Source organism: Pedobacter petrophilus (assembly GCF_009674725.1).
Taxonomy (GTDB): domain Bacteria; phylum Bacteroidota; class Bacteroidia; order Sphingobacteriales; family Sphingobacteriaceae; genus Pedobacter; species Pedobacter petrophilus.
The window spans coordinates 1-22,876 of sequence record NZ_WKKH01000061.1; the positions used below are offsets into that span (position 1 = coordinate 1).

A 22,876-nucleotide genomic window follows, 5' to 3' on the forward strand; every position below is an offset into this window, starting at 1 on the left:
GCTGGATCTTTTATGCTGAACAAAATTATATCCTGTCAGCAATTCTCAAAACCTATTTATACAAACTTACGATGACACGCTGATTGGTGAGGTCTTGCTTGAACCCCTCTTGCGTTTTGCTGAACGTGATTCAGCATCTTTATTAAGGGCGTTTTAAATGAAAGAAGCTTAATCCAAAATCTAAATGCTTTCTGTAATCGTATCGGCCGCCGAAATAAAACTATCCAAAACCATATCTCTTTTTTTAGTGTTGACTTTTTTAAAGAATCTATGATGAAAAAAAATACTACTGATCAGTTTGGAAATGGGATCGTGCTTGAGGGTATAAAGGCTATTGGCCATGGATTGGGTATTCACGCAACTAAGCCTGCTGTTAGAAATACTGTTGCTAAAAATATGCGTCTGGTTGATGGATTAATCCGTATTGCATTTTCGCCAAGAAATACAGTAGCTACGAAAAGCAAAAGGGTAATTGAACTGGTGGGGCTTGGTGCTATCGCTGCCTATACTATTTATGAAGGAGTAGAACGTAAAAATAAATCTTTGGTAATTCAAGGTTTTTTCCTGGGAACTGCTTTGGTAGTGGCGGGTTTTGCATCAGGGAACTGGAGTAAACGGATTACCAGGCAGCGCAGCAACTAAGCATTGGCTTCTACCAGCAGCTTCAGCATTTTTAAACGGTGAAGGAGCGGCTGATTTACTTTAGAATCCAGATTTAATTTCAGGGGTAAAAAGTGACTCTCTAAAAAGTAGTCATAATCAGTAATCACAGTCGCTTCGTTGAGGTAGATTGGCACTTGTTGTTTACCTGCGTTAGCAAAGAAATCTTCCAGCTGTTGTAATTCTTGTAAGGTCATGTTGCAAATTTACAATTCAAGGGCGAGGTAATTACGGGTAATGCCGATCTATTTTTCATCAGTCTAATTTCCAGTGAAGTAAATATCAACGTACCCGGCATCTGTCAATTGCTTTTAACCACTCTTCATTTTTACATTTTTTACAGCTGTGCTTACCCGTGGTGATGATTTTTTCTACCTTCCCGCAAAATGAGCAGGCGTAGTGATCTTCTTCGGTTATCAGTTCAATTTTTCTATCAAAAAGATCAGGAAGGATGGGCAAACCAAATCTTACTTCTTCATCAGGATAAAAATATACGCTTAATGTGCCCGAAGTTTCCAGGATAGCAGTTTCAATCTGCCCCAGGTGCGAAACACTTTGCTGGCGGAGTTCGGCAAAAAATTCATCTTTCGCTAACGCTTCCTTTTTAAAATCTTCGATGTGGAATTTTCCGCCACGAATCAGGTAAACACTCTTTCCCTCTATTAAATCATCTATTTTTTCACTTTTAGCAGTTAAATAAGTAGTGAAGCGATAAGCACCGACAATGATCAAAAAGATAACAACGGGCGTTAAGAGGCCTATTTCTTTATAAAACATGGGGTCGCCGGCTGCAGAACCCAGGCTAATGATGACTACCAGCTCAAATACAGAAAGCTGCCTGATTCCGCGCTTTCCTAATAACCTCAATCCGAATAAAATAATAAAGTACATGATCACCGTACGGAGGGCAATCTCAATTAAAAATTCAAATTTTTCTTCTCCAATAAGGATTTGTTTCCAGTCTAGATCCAGCAATTTCTTTGGTTTTAAATTTAAAGGTAAATAAAAACTGGCAAAGGCTTAAGGAACAATTGTTCTTTAAATCTTTGCCAGTAGTTTGGGTTTTGAAATCAAATCCCCTTTGTTGATGCCTACAGAAACAAATAACGATCTGTTTGGCGATCATGATTCCTGTAAGCAGACAGTCATCTGGTTAAATCGTTCTCTACATTTTGAAACTTCGTTTCAAATTCTTTTTGATACTCTTTGGCCTTTTCTTTCCATTCAGGTGCCTTATCTTTTAAATCATCTACTACTGATTTTCCAGTAATCGGATCTTTTTTGGTGATGTATTTATAGCCTGCGTAAACTGCAGCGCCAATTAATGCTGTTTTTATAAGTCCCATGTTTTCTATCTTTTATTTAAAAACAGCGCTGGGGCCTTAAAGGTTTTAGAAAATAATACAACTTCTTGGTTTTTGCATTTCTAGCTTTGACAACTTTTCTGGCGCGTTAGGTAGAATTTGTCAAAGCTGTCCTAATAAAATGATTTACATCATTTTATAAGGTAATGTACATCTGCAGCGGATTGAAATGCATTAAATAGGTTTGTGCTGTAAGTAATCTATTATTATGCCACATACCTTTCATATCCCGGTTTTAGGCCTGGGATATTCAATAGACACCCCTTTAAAAGTTGCCCGCTACGGTATTTCATCCGTATTATCCATCGTAGATGATGAATTAATTGAGCGGATTCGGGAATACCACACCAGTAACATGAAGCTGATTTTCCTGCCAATTGGTAAATCTTCTACCGATAGCAGGGCATTAAGAATTACCGCTTATTTAAATTTTTTAAGTGATGCTATAATCAATCAGGTTGCTGAACTTAAAAAACAAGCTTTCGAAGCTGGAAACGATATCTGCAGGTATTTTGAATTGTTGCCGGATGGCGCTGGTTTGAAAAATGGATATGAGTTGATGATGGATTATCCTGAAGGCGAACATAAAACCAGGTTTCAGCAGGTGCTGCGCAATCAAATTAAACCTGGCGCAATTGATGTTAACATCATGGCTAAGGTAGATAAGATGAACTATCTGGATAATGAATTTTCCGGCGATGAAAACACCGATGCGCTTGCTGCTTTACGGGGTTTTGCTCAGAGCAAACTTTCCTCCTCGGTAATTTTATCTGCCGGTATGAATCCGCGTTTATACAGTTACCTTACCCGGTTTAACGATTTCTTTCCTGATGAATTGGGTATGATGAAAAAGAAAATCATCTTAAAGGTGAGTGATTTTCGCTCAGCCTTAATTCAGGCGAAATTTTTGGCTAAAAAGGGACTTTGGGTGTCGGAGTTTAGAATCGAATCTGGTTTAAACTGTGGTGGCCATGCTTTCGCTACCGAAGGTTATCTGCTTGGCCCAATTCTGGAAGAATTTAAAGCGAAGCGGGAAGAGATGTTGCAAGAACTTTTTACACTTTATCAGTCTGCATTAGCGCAAAAAGAGCTCAAGCTAAAAGACATCCCAAAACAACGGATTACCGTGCAGGGTGGAATTGGCACTGCGGAAGAAAATCAGTTTTTAATTCACCATTATGGCTTGGATGCGACCGGATGGGGAAGTCCTTTTCTTTTAGTGCCCGAAGTTACCAATGTGGACAACGACACCTTGAACTCATTGGTTAAGGCAAGCGAAAGTGACTTTTATCTTAGCAATTCATCCCCATTGGGTATTCAGTTTAACAATTTCAAAAATAGCAGCATGGAAGATCAACGGTTAACCAGAATTGAAAAAAACCGGCCCGGGAGTGCATGCACCAAAAAGTTTCTATGTAATAATACCGAGTTTACCCCGCAGGCCATTTGTACCGCATCAAGAGAATACCAGCATTTGAAAATCAGACAGCTGGAATCCCAGGGTTTACCAGCGGATGAATTTAAACAGCAATTTGAGGCGGTGACCGAAAAAATCTGTTTGTGTGAGGGGTTGTGTTCCTCTGCCTACCTAAAATATGAGATCAGCAAACCTAAAGAAAGCAAGGCAGTGGCCATTTGTCCGGGACCCAACCTGGCTTATTTTTCGGGGATTTATTCTCTGGAACAAATGGTGGGGCACATCTATGGGCGGTTCAATCTGCTGGAGAAAGTAGAACGGCCTCATTTTTTTGTAAAAGAATTGAGTTTGTATGTAGACTACCTGCAAGGGGAGTTGCAGCAACTCTGCAACAATATTACTGATAAAAAGAAGAAGCAACTTAATCATTTTAAATTGCAGCTTTCGGAAGGAATTTCTTACTACAAAAGGCTCTTTAATGATATTGCCGATGGCGCTGATCAAAATTTTAAGTCAATCCAGGAGCAGTTGAGTTTATACAAAGAAAGATTAGATCAGCTTCAAGTTGATTAAATATGGATAGCAGCGCCAAGAAACTTTAAATTTACAGCCACAGAAAAGGCGACATGGACAGATCAAAATTTTTAGATGCGATTATAGAAAATGCGATTGATGGCATTATTACCATCGATGATAAAGGAATCATTGAACATTTAAATCCGGCAGCATTAATGCTTTTCGGTTATGATCGGGCAGAGTTAGTTGGGCAAAACGTATCTGTACTGATGCCTGCACCAGATAAACTGCGTCACGATAGCTACATTCATAACTACAACGAAACCGGAAGGAAACACATTATTGGAATCGGTAGGGAAGTGCATGGTCAGCGGAAAGACGGATCTACCTTTCCGTTCCGGTTGGGGGTGAGTGAAGTAAAATTCAGCGACCGTAAAATCTACACGGGCTTTATCCATGATCTTTCTAAAGAAAAAGCAAATGAGGAACAAATCAAAAGTTACACAGAAAAGTTAGAGGTAAAGATTAAGGAACGTACCCGGGATTTGGTTAAACTCGTTTCTGAACTGGAAATGGCCAAGGAAAATATGAGTGCACTTTTTGAAAAAGAAAAAGAATTAAACCAATTGAAAACACGTTTCGTTTCTATGGCTTCGCACGAGTTTAGGACACCACTAAGTTCCATGCAATTATCTGCTTCGCTGATTGATAAATACACGGTGAAACAAGATGTTGCTAACGTAGAAAAACATACCGCTAAAATTAAAAATTCGATCAATAACCTCACCACCATCCTGAACGATTTCCTATCACTGGAGAAGCTGGAAGCAGGCAAAGTAGAAGCCACAGCGCAGGTGTTTAATATCATCAGCTTTGCTGAAGAAATTGCGGAGGAGATGCAGCTAATGACTAAGCAAAATCAGCACATCATTTACGAACATACCGGAACAAAAGCTAATGTGTTACTTGATCCGAATTTGCTTAAGAATTGTATAATCAATCTTATATCTAACGCAATTAAATACTCAGGCGAAGATACTTTGATTCAGTTTAATACCATTTTAAAAGATGATGAGCTGGTTTTGGAAGTGAAAGATAACGGCATTGGCATTCCGGATATTGATCAGCATAACCTTTTCGAACCGTTTTTCCGGGCACACAATACAGGTGATATTCCCGGTACGGGCCTGGGGCTAAACATCGTTAGGCGTTATGTAAGCCTGATGGATGGTGTAGTTACCTGCAAAAGCGAACAAAATTCGGGAACAATCTTCACCCTAAGTTTTCCATCTAAATAATACAATACCTTTTTATAATTCCTCATGAGCAAAAAAGTACTAATCATAGAAGATAACGACGATATCCGCGAAGGCACCGCAGAGGTTTTAGATTTGGCTGGCTACAAAACTTTCACAGCCAAACATGGCAAAATTGGGGTAGATCTAGCTTTGAAATACCTGCCCGACGTGATTCTCTGTGACATTATGATGCCTGAGCTGGATGGTTACGGGGTTTTATATTTAATCAATAAAAACCCGCAAACGGCAAATATTCCTTTCATCTTCATTACCGCGAAAACAGAGCGTGCAGACATGAGAAAGGGAATGGAAATGGGTGCAGATGATTACCTGACCAAGCCCTTTGATGATTTAGAGCTTTTCAAAGCGATAGAGAGCCGTTTTAAAAAGAAACAGCAATCCAAAACCATTGGTGCCTCTGCCGGAAGTGTGGAAGCTATTTTAGCCGAACTTAAAGCTAAAGGTAAATTAAGACCGGTTTCGCCTAAGCAGATTATCTATCTAGAAGATGATGAGCCAACGCATCTTTATTACCTTGTTAAAGGTCAGGTGAAAACCTATAAGCGATTTAAAGATGGGAGAGAACTGTCTTCAGGTCTTTTTCATGATGGCGATTTCTTCGGCTACGAAAGCCTTTGCAATGGCGTGCCGTATGCAGAAAATGCAGCTACACTCGCAGCATCAGAAATTATTCAGATTCCGAAAATTGATTTCCTGGAATACTTACTGAGTCATCAGGCGGTATCGAAAACATTCATATCCCTGTTATCTGAAAATGTTCATGATAAAGGAAAGCAAATGCTGCAACTGGCTTATTCTTCTGTAAGGAAACGCGTGGCAGAGGCATTGCTGCAGGTTGCAGAGAAATTCGGCGGAACGGAAAGCGATGCCTGTACCATCAAAATTTCAAGAGATGATTTAGCGGCCCTGGTAGGTACAGCCAGCGAAACCATTAGCAGGATGCTGGCTGATTTTAAAGATGAAGAACTTATCGATAAAACCGGGAACGCCATTAATATCCTGTCCATGAGTAAACTACGGAATGTGAAACAGTAAGTTTCATAGGTATAATGTCCATAAAGTAATAAACGTCACTTTTTAGTCTAAGCAGCCTCATCCAATCTGGATGAAGACTGCTTTATTTTTGTGTACAAGAAAATTTGTACATGAAAGCAATCGCATATAACATTCAAGCCGCTGAAAAAGAATGGCTGGTGCTCGCCAATTATAAAAAGCATGATATTACCATCATCGCCAATAGTTTAACAATAGATACATTATCTTTTGCTGCAGGTAAAGAGGCGCTGTTGGTTTTCAACCAGGATGACCTCAACGCCGAAATGATTGCCGGTTTAAAAGCAATTGGGATCAGGTATATCGCTACGTCATCCTCAGAAACCAACCACCTCGACTTACTGGCCGCTGGACATGCTGGAATGAAAGTGGCCAATGTGCCTTTGCTTGATGTAAACCAGGATCCAAAATCCCGGATGGAGCAGGTAATTAAAAACCTGGATCAATGGTCATCGGGAAAATGTGTAGGTAAAGCCTGTTGTTGTCAAAATAATTGTGGGGTGGCTAAAGCATTGAAATAATGGAAACAGCTGCACTTTTAAAGAAATATAATGTTGCTGCGCCCAGGTACACCAGTTATCCGACTGTTCCATATTGGGACAATGAAAATTTCGACACAAATAAATGGGAAGGGGCTGTTCAAGCAATTTATGCTTCGCATCTTGACGAAGGGATAAGCCTTTACATTCACCTGCCATTTTGCGAAAGTTTATGTACTTACTGCGGCTGCAATACCAGGATTACTAAAAACCATGCGGTTGAGTTGCCTTACATTATGGCGGTTTTGGTCGAATGGAAAATGTATCTGAAGCTGCTGGGAGCGCAACCGAAGATCAAGGAGCTACATTTAGGCGGCGGTACGCCCACTTTCTTTCAGCCAGAAAACTTACAGGTCTTAATTAAAGGTATCCTGGATCAAGCAGTCTTAACACCCGAATCTTCGTTTTCCTTTGAAGCCCATCCTGCCAATACCACCTTTGCCCATTTAGAAACTTTATACCAGTTGGGGTTTAAAAGATTGAGTCTCGGAATCCAGGATTTTGACCCGAAGGTGCAATTGATGATCAACAGGTTTCAAACGCCGCAACAAGTAGCAACTGTTACGGAACAAGCCCGGGCAATTGGTTTTAACTCTATAAATTTCGATTTAATTTACGGTTTACCTTGCCAGACTATCAATGGTTTGAGCAGTACAATTGAAGAAGTCATTCAGATGCGGCCAGATCGGATCGCCTTTTATAGTTATGCGCATGTGCCCTGGATTAAACCCGGGCAGCGGCATTATACCGAAGAAGATCTTCCGGTTGGTGATGCAAAATTTGCCCTGTATCAAACTGGTAAACAGCACTTGCAGGATGCCGGTTATCACGATGTGGGTATGGATCATTTTGCCCTCAATACCGATTCCCTTTTTATCGCCAGTAAAGAACAGCAACTGCATAGAAATTTTATGGGCTATACCGATCAGCATACGCATTTGCTTATTGGTTTAGGCGTTTCCTCCATTAGCGACGGCTGGAACGCGTTTGCTCAAAATCCGAAAACTGTAGAAGCTTATCTGGAGCGTGTGGGCAAAGGAATCTTGCCGGTAGAAAAAGGGCACCTGCTTTCTGAAGAAGACTTAGTCATTCGCCGGCACATTTTAAATATGATGTGTAAGGAAACTACAAAATATGGGGATGGGATTCCTGATCGTGTTTATGAAAGGCTATTTCCGCTCATTGAAGATGGCCTGGTTCAAATTACCGGCAATGAAATCAGTGTCACACCAAACGGCAAATCATTTTTAAGAAATATCTGCATGGCTTTCGATGAAAAGTTGTGGGCAAAACAACCCGAGACTAAAATATTCAGTGCTGCCATTTAAAACTGTAAACCATGGAAGAACGACATGAAACCACGCTCAAATCGATCTGTTATCATTGTGGCGAGGATTTGCCTGAAGTAACTTATCAACTGGAAGATAAAGACTTTTGCTGCGCCGGATGCAAGGGTGTTTACCAGATTTTATCAGAAAATAACCTTTGTAACTATTACACTTACAATCAAAATCCCGGTCAGCGGTTTAAACACGAATCCCGGCTAGAATACCTTGATGAGCAATCCATCATTACGCAACTTATTGATTACAAAGGTAATGATTCTAGTATTGTAACTTTCTATATCCCAGCGATTCACTGTAGTTCATGTATCTGGTTACTTGAGCACTTATATAAGATTAATCCCGCCATATTCAGCTCCAGGATAGACTTCATCAGGAAGCAGGTCACCATCACCTTTAACCATGAAGAAATCTCTTTACGGCACCTGGTGGAAACCTTAATTCAGGTGGGTTATGAACCCTTGATTAGTCTTCAGGATGTGGTGAAAGAACACCAGAAAGGATTGGATAAAAGCTTGATTTTGAAAATTGCTGTCGCTGGCTTTTTAATGGGGAATGTGATGCTTTTTAGCTTTCCGGAATATTTTGGATTGTCTGGTTTCGAGAAACAGTTTCAGCGTTTGTTTGGCTGGCTTAACTTTGCTTTTGCTATTCCGGCAGCATTTTACTGTGGTAAAGATTATTTCATTTCGGCAATTACCAGTATCAAACATAAACACATCAATCTGGATACACCGCTGGCACTCATAATTGCCGTTTTATTTTTAAGAACAGCTTTCGAAATTATTTTCAGCACCGGGCCTGGCTTTGCAGATACACTTACAGGTTTGGTTTTTTTGCTCTTAATGGGGAAATGGTTGAAACAGCGTACCTATAACCACATTTCTTTCGATCGGGATTATCGCTCATACTTTCCAATTGCAGTGACTACACTGAGCGATGGGAAAGAGAAGCCAGTTTCCATTAACGAAGTAAAAATTGGCGATCGGTTGTGGATCAGAAACGGAGAACTGGTTCCGGCAGATGCCATTTTAATGAAGGGTGATGCCTGGATGGACATGAGTTTTGTAACAGGAGAATCTGAACCGATACACAAGGTTTTAGGTGAAATTATTTATGCAGGTGGCCGCCAGACTGGTGAGGCGATAGAACTCGAAGTAATCAAACCGGTTTCTCAAAGTTATTTAACAGGTTTGTGGATTCATGAACATTATAAAAATGATGTTCAAAAACACAACTTTAATGATAGCATCGCAAAGTATTTCAGCATTGGGGTGTTTGTAATTGCTTTTTCAGCAACCGCCTACTGGCTTTTTCAGCAGGATAGCCATAAGGCATGGTCGGCTTTTACAGCCGTGATTATAGTAGCCTGCCCATGTGTGCTGGCTTTGAGTACGCCATTTACACTCTCAGCAATTTTATCCGTATTCGATAAAAAAGGATTCTATGTTAAAAATACCGATGCTGTAGAGCAATTGGCGAAATGTGATACCCTTGTTTTCGATAAAACCGGAACGCTCACCACCACAAAAAATGCAGCAGTTTCCTTCCATGGGTTGATCAGTGATCTGGAAAAGAAAATCGTTGCTTCCCTTTTTAGAAATTCTTCGCATCCGCTGAGCAGGCACATTTTAAAGGAACTGAACATTAAAGAATTTTTTCCGGTTAAAAATTACCTGGAAACCCCGGGCAAAGGCTTATCAGGATTGGTTACCGGCTTAAATGTTTACGCAGGCAGTCTGTCTTCAATGTTAAAAGCCACTGGTCATCAGCCTGTTGGCGGTGTACATATCGTGATTGATGACGTGTATATTGGAAATTTTGGAGTTGAACAGGAGTGGAGATCAGGATTAAATACATTGATGAGCAGCTTAAACACATCTTTTGATCTAAAAGTGCTTTCTGGCGATACGAATAAAGATGAACAAAGACTAAGAAAAATTTTTCCGGAAGAAACGGTAATTAAGTTCAGGCAGAGTCCACACCAAAAATTGGAGGCAATTCTGAATTTGCAGGCCAGCCAGAAGACTGTTATGATGTTGGGAGATGGCCTGAATGATGCCGGTGCGTTAAAACAAAGTGATTTCGGCATCGCGATTACAGATGATATCAACAACTTTACACCCGGTTGTGATGCCATTTTAAAAGGCGATTCACTCGGGCTGTTGCCAAACTTTATTGGCTTAAGTAAAGCTGGAATCAAGATTATCAAAGCGAGCTTCTTTATCGCTACGCTTTACAACAGCATCGGAATTTATTATGCGGTGCAGGGTACGCTTTATCCTTTAGTTGCTGCGGTATTGATGCCTGTTAGTACGGTAACCATCATTTGCTTCACCACTTTCGCCACCCGGATTTTAGCACGTAAAAACAAGCTTTTATGAATATTCTTTATTTTTTGGTGGGCTGCAGTGTCTTAATGGCACTCATCTTCCTCGGCGCATTTATCTGGGCGGCTAAGACAGGGCAAAATGATGATGTTTACACACCTGGCGTCCGTATTCTTTTTGATGATGAAGTGACCGAAGAAAAAAGTGAAGAAGATCACTTTTCCAGCTAAGCCGCATCATCCTTTTCCTGCTCCCGGCAGGATACCTTTGAGCTATAAATACAAACAAAACATTTCTGTTTATGCAATTAGAGCGATTTACTTACGATAACAAAATTGTCAGGAACTTCGGCATCGCCACCCTCGTCTGGGGGATTATCGGGATGACTGTAGGTTTGCTGGCCGCCATGCAGCTGTTCAAACCTGCAATGAATTTAGGCAACCAATACACCACCTTTGGACGAATCAGGCCCTTACACACCAATGCGGTAATCTTTGCTTTTGTAGGGAATGCCATTTTTATGGGCGTTTACTATTCATTACAACGCCTGCTCAAAGCCAGAATGTTCAGTGATATTTTAAGCAAAATTCATTTCTGGGGATGGCAGCTCATCATCGTTTCGGCGGTGATCACGCTTCCGCTTGGTTTTACCACCTCACACGAATATGCCGAATTGGAATGGCCGATAGATATCGCCATTACCATTATCTGGGTAGTGTTCGGTGTAAATATGTTCGGAACCATTTTTAAAAGAAGAGAACGCCACTTATACGTGGCAATCTGGTTTTACATTGCCACCTTCGTTACCATCGCAGTATTGCACATTGTGAATTCATTTGAACTTCCAATTTCCTTCCTGAAAAGCTATTATGTTTATGCAGGTGTTCAGGATGCGCTGGTACAATGGTGGTATGGGCACAATGCCGTGGCTTTCTTTTTAACTACGCCTTACCTGGGAATGATGTATTATTTTCTGCCGAAAATGGCCGGCAGACCAGTGTATTCGTATAAATTAAGTATCCTTCACTTTTGGTCATTAATCTTTATTTACATCTGGGCCGGTCCGCACCATTTATTATACACCTCTTTACCGGGTTGGGCGCAATCTCTGGGTGTAGCCTTCTCCATTATGTTAATTGCACCAAGCTGGGGCGGGATGATTAACGGGTTGCTTACGCTTCGTGGCGCCTGGGATAAAGTTCGGGAAGATGTTACGCTGAAATTTATGGTTGTGGCATTAACGGCCTACGGGATGGCAACTTTCGAAGGACCGATGCTTTCCCTGAAACAAATTAATGGTGTTGCGCATTTTACCGACTGGATTGTGGCCCACGTGCACGTAGGGGCGTTAGGCTGGAACGGATTCTTAACTTTCGGTGTTCTCTACTGGCTGATTCCAAGAATCTACAAAACCGAATTGTATTCAAAAAAACTGGCTGGCTTCCATTTCTGGATTGGTACACTCGGAATCCTTTTTTATGCCATCCCGATGTATTGGGCAGGTTTTACGCAGGGTTTAATGTGGAAGGAATTTACTTCAGAAGGCTTGTTAAAGTATCCAAACTTTTTGGCCACCACTTTACAGATCATTCCTATGCACATCTTACGGTCAATAGGTGGTGCTTTGTATTTAACAGGTGTAATTGCCATGACTTACAACCTGGCAAAAACCATGATAGGAGCGAAGCTGGTTGCCAATGAACCAGCCGAAGCCATGCCGTTAACTAAAGAAATTGTAGATCATTCTGATGCTGATAAAGCCTGGCACAGGGTTCTGGAACGCAAGCCGATAAAGTTTATGGTGTTCTCACTCATCATTATCCTGATTGGCGGGATGGTTGAAATGATGCCTACGTTTACCATTCAATCTAACGTACCCACTATCGCCAGCGTAAAACCTTATTCTGCTTTGGAATTACAGGGAAGAGATCTTTACATCCGCGAAGGTTGTGTAAACTGCCATTCTCAAACCGTTCGTCCGTTTCGCTCTGAAACCGAACGTTACGGAGAATATAGCAAAGCCGGGGAGTTTGTATATGATCACCCGTTTTTATGGGGAAGTAAGCGTACCGGGCCAGATCTGCACCGTATTGGTGGCAAATATTCTGACGCCTGGCATTACAATCACCTGATCGATCCGACATCAATGTCGCCGGGAAGTATTATGCCACCTTACCCCTGGCTGATTGAGCAGAAACTGGATATTTCTACTACAGCCAGTAAAATAAGGGCGATGCAAACACTCGGTGTTCCTTATGCAACAGGATACGATCAGAAAGCAAACGACGATCTTAAAATTCAGGCAGCGCAGATTGCTGCAGAACTTAACCAGAACAACATTAAGGTGAAAAGCGATCGTGAGATTGTAGCCATTATAGCCTACCTGCAACGTTTGGGTACCGATATTAAAGCGAATAAAGAGAAAATTCCAACAAATTAAATTTATGTTCAATCAAATAAAAGACCTGGCCGGAGGAGAACTTTACCTCATTAGTTCGCTGATTATGTTTATGGTATTTTTCATTATCGTAGGCATTTATCTCCTCAAATTAAATAGAAAACATATAGAAGTGATGAGCGAATTGCCCCTTACAGAAAATCAATCTACAGCGCATGAAGAAGATTAGCTTATTTGTTTTATTGCTGGTTACGCAGCTTACCGTTTTTGCTGCCGAAGAGAAAACAGTTGTTGAAACGGTTCAGTCTTCTGAGCCTTCATTGGGATTGTCGCAGACTGAAATGTTGATTGTTGTTTTACTGTTGTTCCTTCTGGTTCTGGTTGTTGTATCGCTTACCTTATTAAATGCTTTTAAAGTAATGTATCAGGAACAGCTCGAGCCAACGCCTTATCTTCCGCCACTTAAAGCCGAACCACTGAATTACGACGACTGGTTAAAGGAAAAGAAAAAAGGTACGTCTGTTTGGGAAAAACTCCTGAGTTTGAAACCGATGGCGCAAGAGAAAGACCTGGAAATAGATCACGCTTATGATGGCATTAAAGAATTGAATAATCCCGTTCCGGCATGGTTCAATTATCTTTTCTTTGGAACAATGATTATCGCTTTTGCTTACCTGTTCTATTACCACATTGGCGGTTACGGCGATCTTCAGGATCAGGAATATGAAAATGAAATGGCGCAGGCAAAGATTGAAAAAGCTGCCTATCTCCAAAAGTCGGCAAACGCAATTGATGAGAATACGGTGAAGGCAGATAACACTGAGGCTGTTCTGGCAGACGGGAGAAGCATCTTTGATGGAAACTGTAAGGTGTGTCATGGCGATAAAGGCCAGGGACTTATCGGTCCGAATCTAACCGACGAATTCTGGCTTCACGGCGGTGGTATTAATAACGTTTTCAAAACCATTAAATACGGCGTACCGGAAAAAGGGATGATCAGCTGGGAAAAAAACCTGAGTCCTAAACAAATCAGTGCCGTGGCCAACTTCATTTTATCTCTTTCAGGAACAAATCCGGCAGGCGCAAAAGCTGCTCAGGGAGAAAAGTATGAAGAGAAAGATCCGCAAGATAATGCTATGAAAGAGCCTGCAGATAGTTTGAAAGCAAAAGATGCTACAGAAAGATAAAAATAATAGCAAGAGTAAAGGTTTTTTATATCCTAAAAAGCCATCAGGAAAGTTATATACTTACCGCAAGTGGGTAAGTTATGCGTTACTCTTGCTTTTATTCGCGTGCCCATTCTTAAAGATGAACGGCGAACAGTGGGTATTGTTGAATTTTATAGCCCGTAAATTTGTATTCTTCGGACTCATTTTTACCCCGCAAGACTTCTATCTGTTTGCCCTGGCGATGCTTATTTTTGTCATATTTATCGTTTGCTTTACCGTAGTTTTGGGCCGGCTCTGGTGTGGTTGGGCTTGTCCGCAAACCATTTTTATGGAAATGGTTTTCCGCAGAATAGAATACTGGATTGAAGGTGATGCGCCGCGCCAGAAAAAGTTAAACGCACAACACTGGAATGCGGAAAAAATAATGAAGAAGGGTGGAAAACACTTCATCTTTCTGGTAATTTCCTTTGCCATTGCCAATACCTTTCTGGCTTATCTGATTGGTTCTGATACCCTATTCAAAATTATTACGCAGCCCGTTAGCCAGCATGTATCTGGTTTAATTGCTCTTCTGTTTTTTACGTTGATATTTTATGCTGTCTTTGCTTACTTAAGGGAAGTGGTTTGCACAGTGATCTGTCCATATGGGCGGCTGCAAGGCGTTTTGTTAGATAACCAGAGCCTCATTGTGGCTTATGATTCAAATCGGGGAGAACCCAGAGCAAAAATCCAACGGAATATTCAGGAAGAAAAAAAAGGCGATTGTGTAGATTGTGGCTTATGTGTTCAGGTTTGTCCAACTGGCATCGACATTAGAAAAGGCACGCAAATGGAATGCGTAAACTGTACCGCCTGTATCGATGCCTGCGATGAAGTCATGCTGAAAATCAATAAGCCGGAAAGACTGATCGGATTTTATAATCAGGATTACATTAGCGCACAAAAACCCTTTAAAATCGGCCTGAAGGCGTATGGTTATGCCGCTGTGCTTTTTGTGGTATTTATGGTTTTCTCTGCATTGATTTACAAACGGGAGGCTATAGAAACTACCGTTTTAAGAGCAAGCGGTACGCTTTATCAAAGTAGAGGCGAAAACCAAACCAGTAATCTGTACAATGCAGAGTTGATTAATAAAACGAATAAAACGGTGCGGTTTGAATTTCGGACGAAGAATCATCAGGATAAAATTGAGTTTGTGCAAGCGGCAAATGTGCTTCCAAAGGATGGCTCAGCGCAAATTACTTTTTTCCTGATTAAAAATAATAAAGCCATAACAGCATACAAAACCGATGTGGTATTTGAGGTTGTGGTAGATGGGAAAGTACTAAGCAAGGCGAACACGAGTTTTTTCGCGCAGCCGGATAATCACTAAATAATAAAGGAGATGAGTATGAACTGGGGAAGTAAGGTTTTATTGGGAATGGGCTGTTTCATGCTCTTCATCATCTCAATGGTGGTATACATGTTTGCAAAACATAGCGGTGACGCACTGATAGAGGAGGATTATTATGAAAAGGGGATTAATTACAATACTACTTATAATGCAGAACAAAATATGCTGAATGATGATGCACAACCCAAAATAACAGTAAGTGAAAAGCAATTGGTCATCAGTTTAAAAGACAGCGCCACCTATCATTTGGTCTTGATGCGTCCCTCTGATAAGGCAGAAGATCTGAAACTGCAAGGAAAAACCATCGAACCAGATCATTTGATCTTGGTAGATAGGGGGCATATGCAAAAGGGGCTTTGGTTTCTCCAGATTCAGTGGCACAGTAAAGGGAAAGATTTTTTCTACAAAAGTAACCTCAAATTATAATGGATTTCCTGCCGCTTGCATTTTTAATGGGCCTGTTCGGCAGTTTGCATTGTGCCGTAATGTGTGGGCCCATTATGTTGGGCATGCCTTTTCAAAAGCAAAACCTTTCTGGTGCTGCGTTTCAATTGCTTTTATATCAGTTTGGAAGAATTCTTATTTATAGTTTGCTCGGAATGTTCGTCGGCGTTTTGGGGGGAACCATCACGGTGTTTAGTAACCAGCAGACTTTAAGCACCGTTATCGGTATTTTTCTGATCATTTTCACGTTATTGCAGCTTGTTCCAAAATATGTAAAGCGGTTTTCTGCTTTGCAAAACCATTTACTACGCCCGATCAGCAAGCTAATGGGATACGTTTTTAAGTTGCCGCTCTGGGGATTTTTTGCCGGCGCCCTAAATGGGATCATCCCTTGTGGTATGGTTTACCTGGCGCTGGCCACAGCCCTTAACACGGGGAACTTTAAAGATGGCGGCATCTTTATGTTTCTATTTGGAATTGGCACCACGCCACTCCTGCTGATGGTTTCCCTGGGTGGAATTTTCATTAAAAGATATATTTCCTTCAACACCCAAAAACTTATTCCCTGGTTAATGTTTGCCATGGGTATGCTCATGATCGTAAGATCTGCAAACCTGGGCATTCCATATTTATCTCCTGCACCAACAGGTTTATACGGACAGGCGATAGATTGCAAATAATCGTTCGCGTTTAACGCATAATATTCTTCTTTAAAACAGGGCAGGGGAATGCAAATAAAAGTATTTCTACTGATACAATCTTAACTGATCTGGTAAACAGGTTATTAGCCTCCCATCTGTTTCTGCATCGATTTTGTTGCAATACTAAAAGGTTAAAGTAGCCAAATTAATCCAAATCTTATTTGGACTTGATCTAAATAGGGCTTATATTTGCGGCATCAAAAAAATGCCACACGGTTCAGACCCGTGTGGCTGCCGGAAAACCGGGTAACCTTTAATCTCCATTAAAAGTCATGCAAATTAAGAAAATTTTGCTATTGGGCATACTATGTGCCTGTGTAATTTTTACCTATGCCCAAAACCGGATTTCCGGTATCTCCGGGCAAATCAAAAACGCTTCCGGCCAGCCTGTTTCAGGGGCAACCATCAAAATTCAAAAAACCAGTTATGGAACGGTATCAGATGAAAACGGAAGTTTTAGAATCACTAATATTAAAGCCGGAAATTATCAAATTCAGATCTCTGCTGTTGGTTTCAAAACGACTAAAAAAGAAGTAAACATATCAGAAAATCAGGATTATAAATTAAGCTTAAGCCTGGCCGAATCTTCAGAAGATATGGAAACGGTAAATGTAATTGGCAGAACGGCTAACCAGCAGGTAAACCGACAAGCTTTTAATGTTACTTCTATTGATGCCAAAAAGCTGCACAATAGTACGTTAGATATCTCTCATGCACTTGATCGTGTTTCTGGTGTACGGGTAAGAGAGGCCGGGGGACTGGGCTCGAGAATGGATTTTTCATTAAACGGCTTTACCGGCCGCCAGGTAAAATTCTTTATCGATGGTGTACCCATGGACAATTTTGGGTCATCCTTCCAAATCAACAATATACCAATCAACCTGGCGCAAAGGGTAGAAGTTTACAAAGGTGTGGTTCCGGTTTGGCTGGGTTCCGATGCCTTGGGTGGTGCCATTAACATTGTAACTGATAACAGCACAGGAAGTTACCTGGATGCTTCTTACTCTTATGGCTCTTTTAATACGCATAAATCTGCCTTTAATGCAGGTTATACCTCAAAATCAGGCTTTAAAGTGCAGCTGAATGCTTTCCAGAACTATTCTGATAACGATTATAAGGTTACTACCGATGTGGCCTCTTTTGATGGGCGTTACTTCAGAAATCAGGTGGTTAAAAGATTTAATGATACCTACCACAATGAAACCCTGATTGCCAGCGCCGGGGTGGTGAACAAATCATTCGCAGATCAGTTAATGTTCGGTTTAACCGTTGGGCAAAATTATGCTGAAGTGCAAACAGGCGCCCGAATGGTGAGTGTTTTTGGCGATTGGCATAGAAGAGGCAGCATTTTAATGCCAACTGTGAAATACCAGAAAAAGGATTTGTTTACCAAAGGACTCGATCTTCGCATCAATGGTAACTTCAACTTTGGCACGGAACAAAATATCGATACGGTTTACCGCCGTTACAACTGGTTTCAGGAGTATAAGGAATATCCGGGAGCAGGAAGTGAGCGGGAGCGTTCGATGTATAAATTCCGCAATAACAACGGCCTGGCTACGGCAAACCTAACCTATACCATTAATGAGCAGCATTCCTTCTCTTTAAATAATGTTTACAATTCTTTTAACAGAAAAGGGTCTGATGAACTTTTTCCGCAGAGCCAGAGTTATGAGCAGCCGCGTAAAAATAATAAGAACGTTTTAGGGCTGGGCTATAAATACAGCGCTTCGGAAAAGTGGAATACCTCCGTTTTTGCTAAACAGTTTTATCAATCGAATAAATACGCTCAGAGTTATAACCCAAGTGGAAACTGGGGCGACGTCGCTTATCTTCAGCAAGAAAACAGCTATAGTAAAACAGGCTACGGCATTGCATCAACCTATTTTATTGTACCCAATTTACAGCTAAAGGCATCTTATGAGAAAAGTTACAGGCTGCCGGAAACTGACGAGCTCTTTGGTGATTTGTTAAATCTTGATGGAAACATCAGCCTGAAACCAGAGCAAAGTAATAACTATAACCTGGGCTTCAGCTATCAGGCGCAGCTTAATCAGATTCACCGTTTTAGTTTTGATGGGAACGTAATGTACCGTGATGCAAAAGATTTTATCAGGCCGCAACTGAATAATAACCAGACGAAACAGGTAATGGGTAACCTGGCCGATGTAACCAATCTGGGTTTCGAATCTGAAGTACGGTACTCTTATAAACAACTATTTACCGCCGGTGTAAACCTAACCTACCAGAATTTACGAAATAATACCCGCTATGAACAAGGCCAGACCATGGAAAGTCCTTTATATAAAGATCGCATTCCAAACATGCCTTATCTTTTTGGTAACGCAGATGCGTCGCTTTTCTTCAATAACGTAGGTAAAAAAGGCAACACATTAACCCTGGGTTACAATGTACTTTATGTTCATGCCTATTATTTATCGTGGCCAAGCCAGGGAACTGCAGATACGAAATATGATATTCCAAGACAGTGGATGCAGGATGTAAACGCTGTGTATACATTGGGTGGTGGTAAATACAACATTGGTTTGGAGTGTAAAAACCTGGTGAATAATCGTGTATATGATAACTTCTCTTTGCAAAAACCAGGCAGGGCATTTTATGCCAAAGTGAGGTATTTTTTCAGTAGCAACAGATAATTAAATTTTAAGAAATACGAATATGAAAACTAAATATTTACTTCCATTTTTAAGCTTATCGTTAGTCGCTTTATTTGCGGGTTGCGATAAAGAATTAGATTCATCAGAAGTTGTAGATGTGGATAACGAGTTAACCGGTGCAACGAAATTCATCATTTCTGCAACACCAATTGGTACTACAGGCATTGCCGATTATCTGCTTACTGCTAGCAGCCTGGATTCTGGAAGGGTAACTACACAAGGGAATGGCATTGAGCAAGATGGTTCTTACCGTTATTATTTAACCCATAAAAACAGGTTTTTTAGTTTATTATACGGACAGGGAAATCCTGGTGCGGTAACCACTTACCGGTTGGATGGAACCGGGAAACTGAATAAGTTAACGAATTTCCAGACAGAAACAGTACAGCTTTTTGCACCTGTTAAGGATGATGTTTTCATTGCTAAGATCCCAAGATCTGGCAACGAGTTTTCGAGTTTCTTTAGAATTGATGCCCGGAAATACCAGATTGTTGGAGAGCAACAGGTGAATATCGTGAAACTGGCCGGAAATGGCGAACGTGCACATTTTACATGGGCCACCCAGGTAGGCGAGAAATTGTTTGCGCCTTACATGAGTATTAAAGGTGCTGCGCCCGATGCTTTTGGTACTGCCTATCCGGATAGTTCATGGGTGGCTGTTTACAGCTACCCGGAGTTGAAACTGGAAAAGGTAATTAAAGATAACCGCACAAGTTTTATTGGTGCCTACTTTACCAATGGTTTAGTGGAGATTGAAAACGGAGACGCATATGCTTTTTCTTATGCTTCGGCCACCAACGCCAGTAAGCCAACCTCTAAAAATCCATCCGCGGTGATCCGCATAAATAAAGGCACAACAGAATTTGATAAAAGCTATTTCTTTAATGTAGAAGAACTTTCTGGCGGACATCATATGGCCGGACAAAGCTATTTAGGCATGGGCAAGTTCGTGGTGCAAATGTATCCTCAGCCTAATTCATTAGATGGTTCAGCTAGAAAATTTGCCATTGTAGATGTGCTTAATAAAACCTTTAAATGGGTAACGGGCGTACCGAATGATGTAACCAGAACAACAACGATTAACAACTACACACCTAAAGATGGCAGAACGGGATATATTGGGATCACCACGGCCAGCGAAGGAAGTTATGTGTATGTTTTCGATGCCAATATTGCCGTAGCCAGAAAGGGCCTGAAGGTGGAGGGCGGAACAATTACTGCAATTAACGCACTTCAGTATTAATTAAGATTTTCATTTCGATCAATAAGACAATGGCAACAGCAAACAACATTAACCCCGCGAAGAAAAAAGGGAAAGATTCTAAATTCACCAGAATCAATAAGTGGCTTCACCTTTGGCTGGGGCTTGCCTCTGGTGTCATTGTTTTCATTGTTTGTATAACGGGCTGCATCTGGGTTTTCAATGAAGAGATTACCGGATTATTAGAACCAGAAACCAAAATAGAAAAGCAAGATAAACCGGTAATTACACCGGCTCAACTCACGGCTATTGCAGCTAACATTTTTCCTGATAAAATGCCTGTTTATGCAAATTATCAGCAAGGGAGGGCCATTAACTTAAACCTGAAAGGTGCAAAAGAAGAAGGCCGCCGTGGTGGAGGAACAACTTTAACCATTAACCCGTACACGGGTGAAGTAATCAGTAAAGTGGTGCATAAGAAAGGACAGGTAGATTTCTTTCGGTTTATCCTGAATGGCCATCGTTTTCTTTGGTTGCCTTTTGCTGTTGGCCGCCCGATTGTAAATTATGGTACATTAATATTTGTGGTTTTACTGATTACGGGTTTAATCTGGTGGTATCCTAAAAAATGGAATAAATCTACCCGCGATAAAAGTTTTAAGATTAAATGGGGCGCTTCATTTAAACGTGTCAATTTGGATCTGCACAATGTACTCGGGTTTTATTCGCTGATATTTCTACTATTCATAGCATTAACCGGAATGGTTTACGGCATCAGGTGGTATAGCGAAGGTTTATACTGGGTAACCACCGGGGGAGAAAAGTTAGGGGAGTTCGACAGATTGGAATCTGATTCTTTACAGGTCGGGAAGTTCTATACACCAGCTAAGGCAATGGATTTAGCGTGGAACACCGTAATTAAAAAACATCCAAAATCGGAAGGTTTTTATTATACTTTTCCTGATTCTGCTAAGCCAAAGGCAGTAATTAACATCACTGTTTATCCGAACAGGGGCCAGTTTTACAACAATTTGAGTTACGCTTTTGATCAGCATACGCTTCAGGAATTGAAAGGAAAGGGCGTTTATTCAGTGCCTTACGAAGCTTCGGGTTTCGGCGGTAAACTGAGAAAAATGAATTACGATATCCACATAGGAAGTATTCTGGGTTTCCCTGGAAAAGTACTGGCATTTCTGGCCTCATTAATCGGGGCGAGTTTGCCAATAACAGGTTTTTTGATCTGGTATGGCCGCAAGTTTAAGAAAAAAGGCAAGGCTAAGGAGTTTTTAAAAACAGAAGGATCAAATCCTCCTCAGAATGGTAAGCCAAGCGCAAAAATACCTGTGAGGAAAATGGAAAATGTTGTGGGTTAGGTTGTGTTTGCGGATAGGTCTTTTTTGTATTTGTATGAACAATGGGTCAACACGAGCATCATGAACTTGATGCAGGAGCTATTTTAGTAGCTTGAATTTGAAACATTAAGGTAGCGTACAATAGCTAATCGTTATATCGCTCCGGCTACCATTTTTATTAGGATATATTTGCATTAACTCTTTTCCGGTAATCTCATCAATACGTCTTCCTGAACTTGATTCAGGATCTTTTTCGTAGGTCGAATTTGAAACATTAAGGTATTAAGGCCATTAAGGTAGCATCCCGCTGTAGCTTTACTGGTTAAATTCCAAAAAAATGCATCATAAAAAAGCTACAAAACCTTTCAGATGATTTTGTAGATTTTATTATTTCTATTGGTTGGTGTCTCACCAACTGAAAAACTCATGCCTTTAAATTCAACGATATTAAAATTAGGTGTTGAGATTTAGACTGGTTTGTGAAATACCAACAAGTAGACCAGCCAAGGTACGTGTCTCCACGTACCTTAAAGATTTATAACTTATTTCTATCGGTTGGTGTCTCACCAACTGAAAAACACATGCCCTAAATTCAACGATATTAAGAAATTAGGTGTTGAAATTTAGACTGGTTTGTGAAACACCAACAAGTAGACCAGCCAAGGTACGTGTCTCCACGTACCTTAAAAGATTTATAACTTATTTCTATCGGTTGGTGTCTCACCAACCGAAAAACTCATGCCTTTAAATTCAACGATATTAAAAAATTAGGTATTGAAATTTAGACTGGTTTGTGAAACACCAACAAGTAGACCAGCCAAGGTACGTGTCTTCACGTACCTTAAAAGATTTATAACTTATTTCTATCGGTTGGTGCTCACTAGCCGAAAACGCATGTGTATAAATTTCAACGATATTAAGAAATTAGGTGTTGAAATTTAGACTGGTTGGTGAGACACCAAAAAGTAGGTTAAGCCGTAAACTGACGCTGATTGATAT

The 22,876-nt window shown here is 40.8% G+C and carries 20 protein-coding genes; 17 read left to right on the forward strand and 3 right to left on the reverse strand.

Translation table 11 applies throughout. The annotated features are described in order from the left end of the window. Positions 1-270 precede the first annotated feature (270 nt). Positions 271-642 carry a hypothetical protein gene (locus tag GJU39_RS21190; protein WP_154283005.1) on the forward strand — a complete coding sequence of 124 codons (372 nt, stop codon included), beginning with the start codon at positions 271-273 and terminating at the stop codon, positions 640-642. On the opposite strand, the gene GJU39_RS21195 is transcribed toward GJU39_RS21190, so the two are convergent. The 3 genes from GJU39_RS21195 to GJU39_RS21205 all read right to left on the reverse strand — a co-directional run bounded on the left by GJU39_RS21195 (position 639) and on the right by GJU39_RS21205 (position 2,006). After that, positions 639-857, reverse strand: coding sequence for a DUF6965 family protein (locus GJU39_RS21195; RefSeq protein ID WP_154283006.1), 219 nt, complete (start codon positions 855-857; stop codon positions 639-641). The two genes, GJU39_RS21190 and GJU39_RS21195, sit on opposite strands and share 4 nt — an antisense overlap. A gap of 85 nt (positions 858-942) precedes the next feature. Then, entirely contained in the window at positions 943-1,635 is a 693-nt protein-coding gene (locus GJU39_RS21200; RefSeq protein WP_245228048.1) for a DUF421 domain-containing protein, read from the reverse strand. Positions 1,636-1,805: 170 nt separating this feature from the next. Beyond that, entirely contained in the window at positions 1,806-2,006 is a 201-nt protein-coding gene (locus tag GJU39_RS21205) for a YtxH domain-containing protein (RefSeq protein ID WP_154283007.1), read from the reverse strand. Positions 2,007-2,232: 226 nt separating this feature from the next. Here GJU39_RS21205 and GJU39_RS21210 point away from each other — a divergent pair, with 226 nt between their 5' ends. From GJU39_RS21210 to GJU39_RS21285, 16 genes are all read left to right on the forward strand, one after another. Then, complete coding sequence (locus GJU39_RS21210; RefSeq protein WP_154283008.1) at positions 2,233-4,014, forward strand: hypothetical protein; 1,782 nt, start codon at positions 2,233-2,235, stop codon at positions 4,012-4,014. Positions 4,015-4,067: 53 nt separating this feature from the next. After that, a complete protein-coding gene (locus GJU39_RS21215) occupies positions 4,068-5,255 on the forward strand; it encodes a PAS domain-containing sensor histidine kinase (RefSeq protein ID WP_154283009.1) in 1,188 nt (395 codons plus the stop codon). Positions 5,256-5,279: 24 nt separating this feature from the next. Then, positions 5,280-6,311: a response regulator gene (locus tag GJU39_RS21220; protein WP_154283010.1), complete on the forward strand. Its 1,032-nt coding sequence runs from the start codon at positions 5,280-5,282 to the stop codon at positions 6,309-6,311. A 110-nt stretch (positions 6,312-6,421) separates the two neighbouring features. Next, positions 6,422-6,850: a Rossmann-fold NAD(P)-binding domain-containing protein gene (locus tag GJU39_RS21225; RefSeq protein ID WP_154283011.1), complete on the forward strand. Its 429-nt coding sequence runs from the start codon at positions 6,422-6,424 to the stop codon at positions 6,848-6,850. Beyond that, positions 6,850-8,196 (forward strand): oxygen-independent coproporphyrinogen III oxidase, encoded by a 1,347-nt coding sequence (hemN, locus tag GJU39_RS21230; protein ID WP_154283012.1) that lies wholly within the window; start codon positions 6,850-6,852, stop codon positions 8,194-8,196. Before GJU39_RS21225 ends, hemN begins: the two co-directional genes overlap by 1 nt. An 11-nt stretch (positions 8,197-8,207) precedes the next feature. Beyond that, positions 8,208-10,595: a heavy metal translocating P-type ATPase gene (locus GJU39_RS21235; RefSeq protein WP_154283013.1), complete on the forward strand. Its 2,388-nt coding sequence runs from the start codon at positions 8,208-8,210 to the stop codon at positions 10,593-10,595. Continuing rightward, a complete protein-coding gene (gene ccoS, locus GJU39_RS21240) occupies positions 10,592-10,771 on the forward strand; it encodes a cbb3-type cytochrome oxidase assembly protein CcoS (RefSeq protein ID WP_154283014.1) in 180 nt (59 codons plus the stop codon). The genes GJU39_RS21235 and ccoS overlap by 4 nt, the downstream gene beginning before the upstream one ends. Before the next feature lie 71 nt (positions 10,772-10,842). Then, positions 10,843-12,981: a cytochrome-c oxidase, cbb3-type subunit I gene (gene ccoN, locus GJU39_RS21245; protein WP_154283015.1), complete on the forward strand. Its 2,139-nt coding sequence runs from the start codon at positions 10,843-10,845 to the stop codon at positions 12,979-12,981. 4 nt (positions 12,982-12,985) lie between these two features. Continuing rightward, on the forward strand, positions 12,986-13,168 hold the full coding sequence (locus GJU39_RS21250; protein ID WP_154283016.1) for a hypothetical protein: 183 nt from the start codon (positions 12,986-12,988) through the stop codon (positions 13,166-13,168). Continuing rightward, positions 13,155-14,126: a cbb3-type cytochrome c oxidase N-terminal domain-containing protein gene (locus GJU39_RS21255; protein WP_154283017.1), complete on the forward strand. Its 972-nt coding sequence runs from the start codon at positions 13,155-13,157 to the stop codon at positions 14,124-14,126. Before GJU39_RS21250 ends, GJU39_RS21255 begins: the two co-directional genes overlap by 14 nt. Continuing rightward, entirely contained in the window at positions 14,110-15,480 is a 1,371-nt protein-coding gene (gene ccoG, locus GJU39_RS21260) for a cytochrome c oxidase accessory protein CcoG (protein WP_154283018.1), read from the forward strand. The genes GJU39_RS21255 and ccoG overlap by 17 nt, the downstream gene beginning before the upstream one ends. Before the next feature lie 12 nt (positions 15,481-15,492). Next, positions 15,493-15,927, forward strand: coding sequence for a FixH family protein (locus tag GJU39_RS21265; RefSeq protein ID WP_154283019.1), 435 nt, complete (start codon positions 15,493-15,495; stop codon positions 15,925-15,927). Further along, entirely contained in the window at positions 15,927-16,625 is a 699-nt protein-coding gene (locus tag GJU39_RS21270) for a sulfite exporter TauE/SafE family protein (RefSeq protein ID WP_154283020.1), read from the forward strand. The genes GJU39_RS21265 and GJU39_RS21270 overlap by 1 nt, the downstream gene beginning before the upstream one ends. A 293-nt stretch (positions 16,626-16,918) precedes the next feature. Then, positions 16,919-19,303 carry a TonB-dependent receptor gene (locus GJU39_RS21275; protein ID WP_154283021.1) on the forward strand — a complete coding sequence of 795 codons (2,385 nt, stop codon included), beginning with the start codon at positions 16,919-16,921 and terminating at the stop codon, positions 19,301-19,303. A gap of 22 nt (positions 19,304-19,325) precedes the next feature. Then, positions 19,326-20,567 (forward strand): DUF4374 domain-containing protein, encoded by a 1,242-nt coding sequence (locus tag GJU39_RS21280; RefSeq protein WP_154283022.1) that lies wholly within the window; start codon positions 19,326-19,328, stop codon positions 20,565-20,567. A 29-nt stretch (positions 20,568-20,596) separates the two neighbouring features. Beyond that, positions 20,597-21,898: a PepSY-associated TM helix domain-containing protein gene (locus GJU39_RS21285; RefSeq protein ID WP_154283023.1), complete on the forward strand. Its 1,302-nt coding sequence runs from the start codon at positions 20,597-20,599 to the stop codon at positions 21,896-21,898. Positions 21,899-22,876: the final 978 nt, after the last annotated feature.

Bases quoted from the DNA above. Each gene is read 5' to 3' on its own strand.
- GJU39_RS21190 (WP_154283005.1), top strand. From the start codon at position 271: ATGATGAAAAAAAATACTACTGATCAGTTTGGAAATGGGATCGTGCTT.
- GJU39_RS21195 (WP_154283006.1), bottom strand. From the start codon at position 857: ATGACCTTACAAGAATTACAACAGCTGGAAGATTTCTTTGCTAACGCA.
- GJU39_RS21205 (WP_154283007.1), bottom strand. From the start codon at position 2,006: ATGGGACTTATAAAAACAGCATTAATTGGCGCTGCAGTTTACGCAGGC.
- GJU39_RS21210 (WP_154283008.1), top strand. From the start codon at position 2,233: ATGCCACATACCTTTCATATCCCGGTTTTAGGCCTGGGATATTCAATA.
- GJU39_RS21215 (WP_154283009.1), top strand. From the start codon at position 4,068: ATGGACAGATCAAAATTTTTAGATGCGATTATAGAAAATGCGATTGAT.
- GJU39_RS21220 (WP_154283010.1), top strand. From the start codon at position 5,280: ATGAGCAAAAAAGTACTAATCATAGAAGATAACGACGATATCCGCGAA.
- GJU39_RS21225 (WP_154283011.1), top strand. From the start codon at position 6,422: ATGAAAGCAATCGCATATAACATTCAAGCCGCTGAAAAAGAATGGCTG.
- hemN (WP_154283012.1), top strand. From the start codon at position 6,850: ATGGAAACAGCTGCACTTTTAAAGAAATATAATGTTGCTGCGCCCAGG.
- GJU39_RS21235 (WP_154283013.1), top strand. From the start codon at position 8,208: ATGGAAGAACGACATGAAACCACGCTCAAATCGATCTGTTATCATTGT.
- ccoS (WP_154283014.1), top strand. From the start codon at position 10,592: ATGAATATTCTTTATTTTTTGGTGGGCTGCAGTGTCTTAATGGCACTC.
- ccoN (WP_154283015.1), top strand. From the start codon at position 10,843: ATGCAATTAGAGCGATTTACTTACGATAACAAAATTGTCAGGAACTTC.
- GJU39_RS21250 (WP_154283016.1), top strand. From the start codon at position 12,986: ATGTTCAATCAAATAAAAGACCTGGCCGGAGGAGAACTTTACCTCATT.
- GJU39_RS21255 (WP_154283017.1), top strand. From the start codon at position 13,155: ATGAAGAAGATTAGCTTATTTGTTTTATTGCTGGTTACGCAGCTTACC.
- ccoG (WP_154283018.1), top strand. From the start codon at position 14,110: ATGCTACAGAAAGATAAAAATAATAGCAAGAGTAAAGGTTTTTTATAT.
- GJU39_RS21265 (WP_154283019.1), top strand. From the start codon at position 15,493: ATGAGTATGAACTGGGGAAGTAAGGTTTTATTGGGAATGGGCTGTTTC.
- GJU39_RS21270 (WP_154283020.1), top strand. From the start codon at position 15,927: ATGGATTTCCTGCCGCTTGCATTTTTAATGGGCCTGTTCGGCAGTTTG.
- GJU39_RS21275 (WP_154283021.1), top strand. From the start codon at position 16,919: ATGCAAATTAAGAAAATTTTGCTATTGGGCATACTATGTGCCTGTGTA.
- GJU39_RS21280 (WP_154283022.1), top strand. From the start codon at position 19,326: ATGAAAACTAAATATTTACTTCCATTTTTAAGCTTATCGTTAGTCGCT.
- GJU39_RS21285 (WP_154283023.1), top strand. From the start codon at position 20,597: ATGGCAACAGCAAACAACATTAACCCCGCGAAGAAAAAAGGGAAAGAT.